We start from the raw sequence: 14,075 nt of genomic DNA on the forward strand, positions 1-14,075 counted from the left end.
AACACGGAGAACCGGTCGAAAAAGCTCTCCGTACATGATTTTTCGGTCACTTTTCGTCCAATGACGCTGTAGGTGCCTGGAAAATTGCAACTTGCCGCGGCTGCACGACAAGTTGATCGGAGCATCCCTAAAGGAAATGTTGAGCGAGAAAAAATATCCTGGGCTTCGTTTTCGGTTGCATTTAGCGCCTGAAATTGACGAGCGCATCCATCCCGTAAACGGTCGTTTATGGCACACCTATTCCAAATGATCTTTTGAACTTGGGATTTACCGCTTTCCTGTCACTTTTCCTGTACCGAAATCAGTGTGAGAAAAACGTATGGGAAAGCGGATTGGGTATGCCCGAGTGTCGACTGATGATCAGAACCTCGACCTGCAGCGAGATGCACTTGCTCTGGCTGGGTGCTCAACAGTCTACGAGGAGACCATGAGCGGCAAGTCGGCGGACAGGCCGGAGCTTGGGCATTGCCTAAAAGCTCTGCGTAGTGGTGACACTCTGGTTGTCTGGCGACTGGACCGCCTCGGTCGTTCTCTGCCTGACTTGGTTGGGATTGTCAGTAGCTTGGAGCGGGAAGGGGTGGCCTTCGAATCCATGACCGAACGAATCGAAACCACCAGCGCTGCCGGTAAGCTGATCTTTCACGTGTTCGCTGCCCTGGCGGAGTTCGAGCGCAACCTCATTCGAGAGCGAACTCGTGCAGGGCTGGCTGCGGCTCGTGCCCGTGGGAGAAACGGTGGACGCAAGCCTGCGCTGGATGATCGTCAGGTACGTGAGATACGAGCTCTTCTCAGAGATCCTGAGATACAGGTGACCGATGTTGCCCGACGGTATGGCGTTTCTCGAACAACGCTTTACCGCTACGTCGGTTCACAGAAATCATCTGCGGTCGTTTAAGTGGTGGTGGTATTTTCCGCTGAAGTTGCCCAGATAATTTTGGGCGCTATGACCTGGCAGGCAAGTGACGGATGTCTCCGGCGCACTACGTGTGCCGGACTACCACTGAATAAAAATAGGGAGTTTTCATGTCGGTGTATTTTTCTGTGAAGGGATGCGTTGGTACCTTGCTGTTGGTTGCGCTAGTTGGGTGCTCCAGTACCCCGAGGGTCACGTTGCCAGAACCTAAAAATGTTCCTCGCGAGAAATGGTCCGATGCCATGCTGGTTCTGGAAGCCATGCGCATCGATGGTCAGCGCGATATTCCAAGGGAAATGGTCGGGAACGAGGTAAATAACTTGAGCGCGCTGGGGACTTCGGGAGGCTCTGGAGGTCTGGCGACGGCAGGTTTGGGATACGTGTCACCTCCAACTGGTTTTAGCAGCGCAGGAGCAGCCTCTCTTGGCGTCGGGTTGTTCTTGCTGGGTGGTGGCAGCGCTGGCCCTGTCTATCATTACCAGGTTGCTGCGTGGGTGCCTGAGGAACTCGCGTCTAACCCAAAGGAGGCATCTGCGTTGGTCAGGTTGGCCTGGCTGGATGCGAGAGAAAAATACTTCGGTGGGAAAATCTCAAAGTTGCGTCATGAGCCGGCTAAGTACGCTGACGGATCAGGCAAGAAATACGACAGGCTTGCAGATTTGGCTGCTGGGAACCCTGCACCGTTCGACGCTCCGGCGAGCGCTGCGCCAGCATTCATTTCGGCCGAGAAAGCCTACGGCCCGATTTTCCTGACCGATCCCTCAGGCGAACTATTTGCTGACGCTAGCAGAGCTGATAAGGACGGCATGGATGCGCTGGCGGGTATTGCTCGTCACCTGCCCGAATGGATCTATGCATACTACCCTGGACGGAATTGGCCTAAGGACTTCCGACCTGCCGCTATTTACAACAAGAACGGCAATCTCTATTTCATTGGGAAGTAGTTCGTGGTCGACCTGTGCGCCTGGCGTGCTGGGGTTTTATCTGCGGAATCAGTCATACAGACTCTCTCGCGAGTCGAAGGCGTTCAATAAAAACGAAGATGCTCAACACGAGTATTGAGCACCTTCGACGTGCGTTGAGCGCCTTCAGGGAGCGGTGGGAAGCTCCCATGCCCATCCGCCCTGCATACCTGTTTTGTGTGAACGTATACCTAGCTGTTTCTGGGCTCTGCGAAGTGACGCCGAAGAAATGCAACGTTCTTCAGCTAAAGCCATCAACGCATTGATTGCAACAGGCCCAGCTTGCAACGTCTCCTCAAGAAAGCTACGCGCTTCTTGAGTAGCTGATGCGGGTCTGGCGTCACCCGCTTGCTCGATCGCAGCGAGAATGGCTTCAGCGCTACCATCGATGGCCTCTCCCCATCGGATGCAGGTTGTCTCCAACTGCTCGTCTATAACGATGGGCTCAACGAAATACTCGATTCCTCCGTTATCAATCGAAACGTTGGACTTGGCTCGGACAAGCACCCTGGCTTCTGAATTTTGATCCTTCTCTGCCACCAGTACAGTGCGAGCGAGCGCGGAGAATGCCTGGCTGCCGATTACACGATTAGCGGCGGAGGACTGGGCCGTACCCTTGCTCAGGTGAGATATGCCGAGGACAGCGCAACAATGCCGCTCTGCAAAATCCACTACCATTTGTAGCCCTTGCCGAACCTCGTTTGCTCGGTGCATATCCCCACGAATAAGATTGATCAGTGGATCGAAAATCAGCAATGAAACGCCGTCAATACGTGCGGCTGCCTCATTCAAAAGGGCAAAGTTGGCTGCAGGATCAAACTGTCGCCTGTTCCCGCGCTGATCACTTAGCCCTTCGATTATGTGCACGCGGGTTAGGTCTGCATCTGCAGCCGTAAGGCGGGGAATGATCGTGTCAGCGATACCATCCTCGCCGCTCCAGATTACGATGTTGCCTGCTGCCTCACATTTGCTGCCGTCTGGCCAGTCACCACCTCTGCTGAGCGTGGCGGCCAGCGAGATTGCCAGCGTGGTTTTGCCGCATCCACCTGCACCGGCAAGAATGGATAACTTTGCCTTTAGCAGCCAGCCTGGCCAAATCCACTGGGTTTTTTCCGCTGGGATATCGACCGCTGCTGTGAGTTCTATCATCCAGCCCGGTTGTTGAGGTGTTCGGCGCTGCATTACAGCGCCTCCCTTTGCCGAATCCAAGCCTGGACTTCGCTATTACGCCAACCGACGCTGGAGCCGCACAAAAGGCGCTGTCGCGGGAAAAGGCCTTCCGAAATTTTCCGATAGATCGTTGAACGTTTTAGGCCGACGATTGCCTCGACATCGCGCAAACGAAGAATTTTGTCATCGTCGCTGACATCGTCAGGGTTGCTAACGTGCATTGACATAGGTTTGAGTCCTAGGTTCTGAAGCGTGGGGCAGCGTCCTCCGGCACTACTGCTAAAAAGGGTAAAAGACGGATATCGGCTGGCTACATAGCGAGCAGGGGCATTTGCCACACGCATAGGTATATGCGCGTTTCCGAGATTGATGTTCGGTAGCGTCGGAGGTCGTTGTGGGCTACAGAAGTTCTAGGGCCCTAAGGCTTCTAGTGGCAGAACGGACTGAGAATGTCCTCGCCAGATACGCAAATCAACCAATGGCAGTTGATGCGGCCCGTTCAGCGGATGCGAACGAGGCGAAAGTTTTTAACATCGTTACCAGGGCGACGTGGCGGACCGTTGCGGATCGATATGGATCGCTTGGGACGAACACTATTTAACATGAGAGTGCCGGGCTGGCAATCAGCAGGTGCTCTGCCTTGGTTGGGAAAGGGTGGCCCAACCAAGGCAATAGTTGACTGAGTGCTCAGCGTTTTATCGGACTCAACTAGTCATCTGTACCGATATCGAGTTTGGGCAATCCCTTGACGATTTTCTGGGTTTCCAAGCTCACGGTGACCACGCGCTGGAACAGCTCCAGAGGGTATTTGGGGTTGCCCATGGTTTCGGTTGCCCAGTCGTTGGCGTCGTTGACGATGCCGCTGGCTTTGTCGGTGCGCACGGCTTGGCGTTCCATTACCCAATCCAGCGCAGCTTTGCCGTTGACCACGTAATCCCAAGCCACCTCGGGGATGCCCTTGAGGGTGATACGGGGGTTATAGATGACTGTGGTTTTGTCGCCCTTCTTGGCGAACTTCATCTTCTCCACTCGGTAGTCGGCATCGGCCAGCGTGCCCTTGGCCTCGATGGTCAACGGGTACGGCTCGACAGTTTCGTAGTTCAGGTGGAGGTCAGCCAGGGCGCGGCCTGCTTTGCTGAAAGCCCAGAAGTCGGCGGCCTTCTTCACAGCCGGGATGCGCGGCAGCTCTTTGCTCAGGTTGTCGGCAAAGCGCTCGCGGTAGTCTGGGGAGTGCAGGATGCCGTAGACGTAGTAGAACAGGTCTTCTTTGCTGATCTGCTCGCCGGGGTAGGTGGTATTGAAGTGTGCAAGGCCGGCATCGGTGATGGCATCGCGCCGGCGCAGCCCGGCTTCAGTGGGCTCGGAAAAGAGATCTTTTTTCGAGGCCTGTGCGGTTTCGTCGTAGAGGTACAGGGGGAAGCACTGCGAACCCTCAATATCCACGAAGTGAAGGCTTGGTACATGGCGAGAAATCAAGGCGCTAAATGCAACCTTTTCACCTGTGGCAGAAACGCCGATCACCAAATTCTCAGCCACGGCATCGGGAAAAATGCGCGGCATCTGGTAAACCATCTCGTTGAATCGACGGTTGAAGTACAACCATTGCTTGGTGAAAGGGCGATAAAGTGCAGTCACCAAGCAGTCGACCTCGAAGGCATAGCTGCGATCTTTGCCAAGATCCTGCTTCAGTGCGCGAGTCCAACTGATGCGTGTCGGATCGGTGTCAATAAATCCATCCACCTGAGCCTGACGGCCCTTGGTATCCAGCCCCGGATGCGCCGCATTGAAGCGCTTTACTTCAGCGTTGTAGAAACCAATCATGCCTTCCATATTGGTCGCTAATTTGGCTTTGCAGGAATTGAAGGCCCAAGCATCACGCTGAGTTTTCACGCCATTGGAGTAGTTGTCGAACAGTGTAAGTGCGCTTTTGTCGTCCTTTTCGCCCAACACAATGAACTGGTTAAAGCTGTCGTCACGCTGCTTAACCCAGTCCCCGTGCTCATCCGGGGTGATCGGCTGCCACTGCTCGATGCCGGCCACGCTGCTAAAGCCGGCGATCTTCTTCAGCTTTTCCTCACGGCTGAGGTAGTCGCCTATGTCGTTGAAATTAATCTGGCCATAAGCCTCTGCGTTAGGATTCTTGACCAATAGGGAGATGGCAATAGGCGCTCGACTACCCATGCCAAACACGTTGTCCTTTTCCTTCCGGCGTGTTTCACCTGATGTGCGGGCGTTCCCGCGCAGATGGAACACATACAGGCTGGAAAACTCATCAGTTAGGCACTTCCGCAGTCCGTCAGTAGTGCTGGCATCGACAAAGCCGGCGTTGGTAACAAAGCCGATGATCCCGGCATCACCGATACGATCGCTGGCCCATCGGATGGCGCGAATGTAGCTGTCATACAGCGAGTTCTTGTTGGTTGCTTCAGAACGCGCTCCGTATGTATCACGAATGCGTGCGTCCAATGATGGATAGGGCACATTGGCATTGTTGGCATTGGCATCTCCTTGACCAACCGAATACGGCGGATTACCCACAATCACCCGTATATCCAAATCCTTCTGGCGCTGACGCCGGGCGCTGTTGTCCTCCAGCAGCGCGCTTACCAAATCGTCCTTTTCGTACATCTGGAAGGTGTCGGTCAGGCAGATACCTTCAAACGGGGTGTATTCGTCAATCACTTCGCCGTGGTATGCCGCTTCGATATTGATGGCCGCGATGTAGTAGGCCAGCAGTACCAGCTCGTTGGCGTGAATCTCGTGTCTGTATTTGTGCGGCAGCTCGTCCGGCTTGATCAGGCCTGACTGGATCAGGCGGGTGATAAAGGTACCGGTGCCGGTGAACGGGTCAATGATGTGGACGCCCTTGCTGCCCAAGGTCTGGCTGAACTCCTGCTGCAGCAGGTGATTGACGCTGTGCAGAATAAAGTCCACGACCTCAACCGGGGTGTAAACGATCCCTAGGCGCTCAGTCATCTTGGGGAAGGCATTGCGGAAAAACTTGTCGTACAGCTCGACGATGATCTTCTGCTTGCCTTGGGCATTGTTGATGCCGGCAGCGCGTTGCCGCACGCTGGCGTAGAACTTATCTAGGGTATCGGCTTCCTTGGCCAGGTGATGTTCATGAAGCGCGTCCAGTACGCCTTGCATGGCCTTGGACATGGGGTTGTGGCTGGCGAAGCTGTACTCATCGAACAGCGCGTCGAACACTGGCTTGGTTACCAGGTGCTGGGCGAGCATTTCGACAATCTCGCCATCGCTGATGCTGTCGTTGAGGTCGTCGCGCAGCTCGGTGGCGAAGGCATTGAATGCGGTCTTTTCCTGGATGTTGGCAGGGTTCTCCAGGATGCCCTGAATGCGGTCGATATGGGTGCGGGCGATCTTGGCGATGTCGTTGGCCCAGTCTTCCCAGTGGTGGCGGTTGCCGCACTTGTCAACGATCTTGGCGTAGATGGCCTTCTCGATTTCCCCCACCTCATAGGCCAGCTCGGTCTGCTGGGTCATCTGACCCTCGACATCGTACTTAGCGCGTTTCTCACCAATGCCGTATTGGCCTTTGCCAGCCTGGCCGTTGCTCGTTCCGCTGTTTTTCTTGGTCTTTTTGTCGGCCTTGTCGGCCTTGTCGGTGATGGCGATGACTTCCATCTTGCGCGGGTCAGAGCCGATCAGGTCGAGCTTGTTGACCATGGCGTCGAAGCTGTCGTCGTGCGAGCGCAGGGCCTGAAGCACCTGCCAGACAACTTTGTAGGTCTGGTTGTCATTGAGCGCTTCGTGGGGCTCCATGCCGGCCGGAATGACCACGGGCAGCACCACATAGCCACGCTTCTTACCCGGTGCGTTGCGCATTACCCGGCCAACGGATTGCACCACGTCCACCTGGGAATTACGCGGGGTGAGGAAGAGAACGGCGTCCAGCGCTGGTACGTCCACACCTTCAGACAGGCAGCGTACGTTGCTGAGGATGCGGCAGGTATTGGCTGGCGGTTCTTCTTTGAGCCAGTTGAGCTTGGCTTCTTTGGCACTAGCATTCATGCCGCCATCGACGTGTGCGGCTTCGCAGATGATGCGTGAGTCCTCATCGATATTTTCGGAGTCTTGATAAGCTTCCACCACCGACTGGAACATGCTGGCGATGTTGATCGAGCTGACCTTGTGCTTGGTGCCCTTGTAATTGGGCGAGATGACCTGGCAGAAAGCTACAGCGCGCCTCATGGGCTGATCATCACCCACCAAGTTTTCGGCCAATCCCTGCTTGGCCAGCGCCTTCCAGCAACCGACTATCTTGGCGGCGTCGTCTACCTTGAGCTGGTTGTTCTCGTCCTTCAGCATCTCCTGAAGGCGGCGGCTGATTGTGCTTTCCTCGACGGTGAGTACTAGCACCTTGTAATCGGTGAGCAGGCCGCGCTGGACGGCCTCGGAGAAGTTGATGACGAACAGCTCTTTGCCGTAGAGCGCTTCGTCATCCATTGAGCACAGGGTGACTTCGCCGGACTCGGCCTTGAGCTTGGCGTTGTCACCGTAGATGCGCGGCGTGGCGGTCATGTACAGACGTTTGGTGGCGCGGATGTAGTCGGCATCATGAACGCGCACAAAGTTGCTTTCGTCATCGTCGCCAAAGGTGGCACCCGTGGTGCGGTGCGCTTCGTCGCAGATCACCAGATCGAAAGCGGCCAGGCCATGATCAGCCTGGGCACGGCTGATCACATCGATGGAGTGATAGGTGGAGAACACCACGCTCATGTGTTCGGCATCGTGACGCTTGAGCATTTCTGCCGCGAGGCGATCTGCCTTGGTAGTGGCCGGGTATCGCAGTTCATGGGTGAACACCTGAACCGCGTCATCCTCTGCTTTTCGCTTCTTGCCTACGTCACTGTCGGAGCAGACGGCAAAGCTGTGGAGCGGGGTGGCGCTTTCCTGCGTCCATTCGGTTAGGGTCTGCGATAGCAGCGACAGGCTAGGCACCAGGAACAGTACACGCTTACCCTTGCCGGCCTGCTGCTCGGCAATTTTCAAGCTGGTGAAGGTCTTGCCGGTGCCGCAGGCCATGATTAGCTTGCCGCGTTCGGCGTCCTTGAGGCCAGCGGCCACGGCATTCAACGCGGTTTGCTGGTGCTCGCGCAGCTGCTTTTTGGCCTTGAGAGCGACTGCCTGATTGGGCTGGTACTTGGCCCAGTCTATCTGGCTGTCTTCCAGGGCTTGCAGGTCGATTTTACTGACCGGAGGCTGCTGACCCTGCAACGCGTCCTCGGCGTGCTCGCTCCAGTTGTTGGTGGTGGCGACGATGACGCGGTGCGAGAACGGCGCCTTGCCCGAGGCGGTGAAGAAACTGTCTATGTCCTTCTTCTGGACTTTGTAGTCCTCGGCGTACAGCTTGCACTGGATAGCGTGGTACTCGCCGGTGCCCTGGGTGCGAGCCACTAAATCAACGCCCGCATCCTTGCCACTGAGGCTTTGTTCCTTCGCCCACTCCGCATACGTCCATACTTTGTCGTAAAGGTCGCGGTAGGTGGCTTCGTTGCGGAGGTAAGTGCAAATCAGCTCTTCGAAGTAAGTACCTTTTTCGCGTTCGGTGACAGAAGCGCTGCGGTAGGTATTCAGCAAAGCTGATAAGGCTGACATCGGTAGGAATTCCTTTTGGATTGCGTCTGGCGCATTACAGGCGCCAAATCGGCGCAGTTTAGCAATTCAGCCAGTACTGGAGCGATAAGATAGTGCTCGTATTAGCTTGAGGGCTCGCTGACTGATGGGGGCGCTTGCATTCAGCGTTTTATCGAGTCCAAAAAGTCGGCCCAGATCTGCATCATTTCACGCCGCTCTGGCAAGAAGCTGGTTCGATCGTACGCGCGTCCCAGCGGATTTTTTACTGTGTGAGCAAGCTGATGCTCCAAGAGATCTGGGCGAAATCCCAGCACCTCCGCACCTATGGTTCTCGCTGTCGCACGAAAGCCGTGCCCAGTCATTTCGTCGCCGCTGATGTCCATGCGGCGTAATGCGCTGAGTACGGCATTGTTGGACATCGGCCGGTCGCCTCCTCGTGCCGAGGGGAAGGCGTATCGATGTCTGCCGGTGAGTGGTTTCAGCTCGCGCAGAACAGCGATTGCTTGCTGGCTCAGGGGAACCAAATGATCCGGACGATCCTGTTTGGTGGCAGTGAGCCCTTTCATCTTGTGGCCGGGAATCAACCACTCGCCCGCATCCAGATTGACCTCCGACCACTCCATGTGGCGCAGGTCACCGGGCCGGCAGAACAGCAATGGGGCCAGCTTGAGTGCACAACAAACAGGCAATGTCCCCGTGTAGCTATCCAGTGCTTTGAGCAGTGCCCCGAGTTTTTCAGGATCGGTCACGGCAGCAAAGTGTTTCACCCGCTTGGCTGGGAGCGTACGTGAGAGATTGCCAATCTGGTTGGGCGGGGTGATACCGGCAGCTTCGGCGAACTCGAAAATCTGTTTGTAGATCTGGGCAACACGACGCGCCGTCTCGCGAGCGCCGCGCTTGATGATGCGCTGCAGGTTTTCGACCAGCATGGGCGTGCTGATGCTGCTGATCGGGAGTTTTCCCAGCCAGGGGTAGGCATTGAGCTCAAGGCGCTGCCGCACCGTGCGGGTATATTCCGGATCCCAGGTTGACTCGCGAATAGTGAGCCATTGCTTTGCGACCGACTCAAAGGTGTGTTGGTGATCGAGCTGGCTGACCACCTTGGCCATGCGTCTTTGCAGCGAAGGGTCTTGGCCGCCGGCAAGCTGAACGCGAGCATCATCACGCTTGCGCCGGGCCTCCTGCAGGCCGACCTCAGGATAAACACCAAGCGCTAAGCGCTTTTCCTTTCCCAGAAAGCGGTACTTCAAGCGCCAGTAACGACCTCCGTTGGGCTGCACTTCCAGGTACAAGCCCTGTTCGTCATACAGGCGGTACGGCTTGTCCTGGGGCTTGGCGTTGCGGCAGTTGGTGTCTTTCAAGGGCATTGGGGGCACATCCTCTCCGAACGAGCAGATGAGCGTTTTATGCCCCCATATGTGCCCCCGTCAATCGTGGGATGCCCTGGGATAAGGTGGGAAAACGCGGGCAATAAAAAAGCCGTAAAGCTTTGATTTCTCTAGGCTTTACGGCTTTTCTGGGTCTTCCTGGGAAGAAAAATTGGTGGAGCCGGGGGGATTTGAACCCCCGTCCGCCAGTACTCCGCTGTCGGTACTACATGCTTAGCCGTGTCTACTGAGTTAATCCGCAGCCGCCCGACGGGCAGGGTGCTTTGGACGAGTTGGGTAAGTTTTAGTCGCTTTGCCCCCAACGTGCTACACGACGATCCTGTTCTGTATGACAATCATTTCGGGTTTACAGGCATCCCCTGATGATTGCTGGAGCCGAAGCTACCAGAAGGTCGGGCTCGGCTGCTTACGCAGCGAGAGCGTACTCCGCCTCGAAGTTTTCGTCATTGGCAACTATAGAAAGTTGCAACAGTGGATTTACGAGTTCTGTTACCAACTCGGCATGCACCTAGAGTTTCGCTACCGGCGTCGAATCCTGATCGGCCCCACACTAGCTCTAAGCTAACGCACCTTACGGTACGTGAGGCTGAGTATACGCCATTGCGCGGGCGACGTCGACAGCCGGTCCGGTCGCCCGCTTTTGGGCTCACGCGCCGCTACCGCCGCCGCTGGTGCCGCTGCCTTTCTCCGTTTTTTCCAACCGCTCCAGGACTTTGCTGGTGATGGCGATGCATTCCTTGGTGTCCCCCGATGCCTGGGCAGCCTTGGCTTTGTCGACGTGCTCGGTGATGGCCTTGTCCAGGCCTTCGGAGGTAGCGCCGGCGGTGGCCATGCTGTCATCGATCTTTTGCAGGTTGGCGGTGCAGAGGTCTTCGGCGGCGAATACCGGCGAAGCCAGCAGGGTGGCGGCCGCGAACAGGGCCGAAAGCGCGGTACCTTTCATGGGAGTCTCCTTCTGGGCCTCTGGAAGGTGGGCCTGTAAGGGTGGACTGCGGGGGATTGGCGGGGGTTCAATCGGGATGGTACCGGCTTTGCCGGTGTTCGCGGCTGAAGCCGCTCCTACAGGTACAGCGTGGGCCCAAAGCCGGCGCGGTACTTGTGGGAGCGGGCGTGCCCGCGAAGCAGGCTGCGCGGTGTATGGCACCGGCTGCGCCGGTGTTCGCGGGCATGCCCGCTCCCACAGGGATTGCGGCAGCTATCAGGTTTTGCGTTAAACGGTCATATGCTGCGTGGCCGGGTGACGCGGTCTACAAGGTAGACCAGCCCGTGGTAATCGATGCCACTATGGCTGGACAGGCCGATCTCGCAGGTGCGGCTGGTGGAGATGCCTTCGCTGCAATATTGCACCGCATCCTTCAGGCTGCGCAGCGAGTGGGCGTTGAGCTCGGGGGTGGTGAAGCCTTTGTCACCGGCAAAGCCGCAGCAATGTATGCCCTCCGGGATCACCACCTGTTTGCTGCACCGCCGCGCCAGGTCGATCAGCGCCTGGCTTTCGCCCAGGTGCTGGGTGCTGCAGGTCACATGCACGGCCACTGGTTCGTCCTGGGGGGTGAACTCCAGGCGCTCGAGCAGGTGGGTGCGGATGAAGCGCACTGGGTCGTACAGGTCCAGCCGGGTGTCGTCCAGGTCCTGCACCAGGCGCAGAGTGCAGGGGCTTGTATCGCAGTAGATAGGGTCGAGGCCGCCGCGGCTGGCGTGCAGCAGGGCGGCAAGCAGTTCCTGGCGTTTGTGTTCGGCCTGCTCGGGGTAGCCCTTCGAGGCGAACGGTTGGCCGCAGCACAGGCTGTCGGCGTTGTCAGGGAACACCACCTGGTAGCCGGCCTTTTCCAGCAGGGCGCGGGTCTTGTCAAGCAGCGAACTCTGCTCACGGTCGGCATAGGCCGGGCCCATCACCCGCGAGACGCAGGCAGCCAGGTACACCACGCGAGGGCGGGCGTCGTTGCTGGCCGGACCGAAGTCCAGTGGTCGCAGTGGTTGTGGCATCGCCGGGGTCCACTTTGGCAGGCGGCCTTTGCTGGCTTTGTGCAGCGAGGCGCTCAGGCGGCCCAGGCGTGGGGCGCCGAGCAGCTTGCGTGCGGTATTGGCGGCGGTCAGGGTCAGGCGCGCGCCGCCCAGGGCGGTGTGGAAGTGTTCGGCCAGCCAGTCGGCGGTTTTTTCGTGTTCGGCGGCCTGGCTGCGCAGTTTCTTCACCAGTTCGCCGGTGTTGATGCCAACCGGGCAGCGCTGTGCGCACAGGCCGGTGGCGGCGCAGGTGTCGATGCCCTGGTACTGGTAGGTCTGGCGCAATTCCCGGGTGTCGATGCCGGCGCGCTGTTTGGCCTGGATGTCACGCCACATGACGATGCGCTGGCGCGGGCTGAGGGTCAGGCCTTTGGACGGGCAAACCGGTTCGCAGAAGCCGCACTCGATGCACTTGTCGACGATCTCGTCTGCAGCGGGCAGCGGCTTGAGGTTCTTCAGGTGGATGTCGGGGTCTTCGCTCAGCACCACATCGGGGTTGAGGATGCCGTTGGGGTCGAGCAGGCGCTTCAGCTTCCACATCAGTTGGTAGGCGTCATGGCCCCATTCCAGCTCCACGAACGGTGCCATGTTGCGCCCGGTGCCGTGCTCGGCCTTGAGCGAGCCGCCGAACTCCACCGCCACCAGTTGCGCCACATCGTCCATGAAGGCCTGGTAGCGTGCGACTTCCTCGGCGCTGTTGAAACCCTGGGTGAAGACGAAGTGCAGGTTGCCTTCCAGGGCGTGGCCGAAAATGATCGCTTCATCGTAGCGATGCTTGTCGAACAGCTGGATCAGGCGGTTGACGCCTTCGGCCAGTTGCTCGATGGGGAAGGTGACGTCTTCGATGATGACGGTGGTGCCGGTCTGGCGTACGGCGCCGACGGCGGGGAAGGTGTCCTTGCGGATTTTCCACAGCTGGTTGTACACGGCGGGGTCTTCGCTGAAGTCCACCTGCTGTTCCAGTGGGAAGTCGGCGATCGAGGCCATCACCTGTTGCAGCTGTTCATGCAGCAGGCTCTGGCTGGCGGCACGGGACTCGATCAGCAGGGCGCAGGCGTTGTCCGACAGGCCTTTTACCCACAGTGGCATGCCGGGCATGTTCTGCACCGAGCGAAGGCTGCGGCGGTCGAGCAGTTCAACGGCCGAGACCGGCTGGCGCTTGAGCACGGTCACCGCGCGGCAGCAGCTTTCCACGCTGGGGAAAACCAGCAGTGCGCTGGCTTTGTGCGGGTGGTCGGGCACGGTGTCGTAGGTGACGGCACTGATGAAGCCCAGGGTACCTTCGGAGCCGACCAACAGGTGCTGCAGGATATCCAGCGGTTGGTCGTAGTCCACCAGTGCGTTCAGCGATAGGCCAGTGGTGTTCTTCAGCCGGTATTTGTGCCGGATGCGCTCGGCGAGTGCAGTGTTGGCGCGGGTCTCGCGGCCCAGGCGGGCCAGTGCTTCCAGCAGGCCGGCGTGGCTGGCCTCGAACGCGGCGACGCTGGCCGGGTCTTCGCTGTCCAGGCGCGTGCCGTCGGCCAGCACCAGGCGCAGGCCGGCCAGGGTGTGGTAGGTATTCTGCGCGGTGCCGCAGCACATGCCGCTGGCGTTGTTGGCGACGATGCCGCCGATCTTGCAGGCGTTGATCGACGCCGGGTCGGGGCCGATCTTGCGCCCGAAGGGAGCCAGCCAGGCATTGGCCTGGGCACCGATGACGCCGGGCTGCAAGCGGATCTGCTCGCCTTGGCCGCGGATTTCGCGGCCGTTCCAGTTATCGCCCAGCACGATCAGCACCGAGTCACTGATGGCCTGGCCGGACAGGCTGGTGCCGGCGGCGCGGAAGGTGACCGGCACCCGCTCGCGCTGGGCCAGTTTGATCAGGCCGACCACTTCGTCTTCTGACTCGACGCGCACCACCAGCTTGGGGATCAGCCGGTAGAAGCTGGCATCGGTGCCGAAAGCCAAAGTGGAGGTGGGGTCGTCGAAGCGGCGTTCGGCGGGGATCAGGCGCTCGGCATCACGCAGGAACGCGGCGGGCAGGCTCATGCAGTCTCCTCGCGG

8 protein-coding genes and 1 other RNA gene are annotated in these 14,075 nt (G+C 58.3%); 2 read left to right on the forward strand and 7 right to left on the reverse strand.

Annotation, left to right across the window (positions count from 1 at the left end; translation table 11 throughout):
* Positions 1–319 precede the first annotated feature (319 nt).
* Both WM94_RS13130 and WM94_RS13135 read left to right on the forward strand, forming a co-directional pair.
* On the forward strand, positions 320–895 hold the full coding sequence (locus WM94_RS13130; protein WP_034061324.1) for a recombinase family protein: 576 nt from the start codon (positions 320–322) through the stop codon (positions 893–895).
* 260 nt (positions 896–1,155) lie between these two features.
* Positions 1,156–1,857, forward strand: coding sequence for a hypothetical protein (locus tag WM94_RS13135; protein WP_061551370.1), 702 nt, complete (start codon positions 1,156–1,158; stop codon positions 1,855–1,857).
* A gap of 144 nt (positions 1,858–2,001) precedes the next feature.
* On the opposite strand, the gene WM94_RS13140 is transcribed toward WM94_RS13135, so the two are convergent.
* The 7 genes from WM94_RS13140 to WM94_RS13170 form a co-directional block, all read right to left on the reverse strand.
* A complete protein-coding gene (locus WM94_RS13140; RefSeq protein WP_061551371.1) occupies positions 2,002–3,057 on the reverse strand; it encodes an AAA family ATPase in 1,056 nt (351 codons plus the stop codon).
* Positions 3,057–3,389 (reverse strand): helix-turn-helix transcriptional regulator, encoded by a 333-nt coding sequence (locus tag WM94_RS31105; protein WP_371264023.1) that lies wholly within the window; start codon positions 3,387–3,389, stop codon positions 3,057–3,059. Before WM94_RS31105 ends, WM94_RS13140 begins: the two co-directional genes overlap by 1 nt.
* Before the next feature lie 364 nt (positions 3,390–3,753).
* Entirely contained in the window at positions 3,754–8,664 is a 4,911-nt protein-coding gene (locus WM94_RS13150; RefSeq protein ID WP_061551373.1) for a type ISP restriction/modification enzyme, read from the reverse strand.
* Positions 8,665–8,804: 140 nt separating this feature from the next.
* Positions 8,805–10,010 (reverse strand): integrase arm-type DNA-binding domain-containing protein, encoded by a 1,206-nt coding sequence (locus WM94_RS13155; protein ID WP_061551374.1) that lies wholly within the window; start codon positions 10,008–10,010, stop codon positions 8,805–8,807.
* A gap of 173 nt (positions 10,011–10,183) precedes the next feature.
* Positions 10,184–10,578, reverse strand: a transfer-messenger RNA (tmRNA) gene (gene ssrA, locus WM94_RS13160).
* A 99-nt stretch (positions 10,579–10,677) separates the two neighbouring features.
* Positions 10,678–10,974, reverse strand: a complete 297-nt coding sequence (locus WM94_RS13165; protein ID WP_013974305.1) for a hypothetical protein — start codon at positions 10,972–10,974, stop codon at positions 10,678–10,680.
* A 275-nt stretch (positions 10,975–11,249) separates the two neighbouring features.
* Positions 11,250–14,060, reverse strand: a complete 2,811-nt coding sequence (locus tag WM94_RS13170; RefSeq protein ID WP_061551375.1) for an FAD-binding and (Fe-S)-binding domain-containing protein — start codon at positions 14,058–14,060, stop codon at positions 11,250–11,252.
* Positions 14,061–14,075: the final 15 nt, after the last annotated feature.

Source organism: Pseudomonas sp. ABFPK, assembly GCF_001586765.1.
Lineage (GTDB): Bacteria > Pseudomonadota > Gammaproteobacteria > Pseudomonadales > Pseudomonadaceae > Aquipseudomonas > Aquipseudomonas asiatica.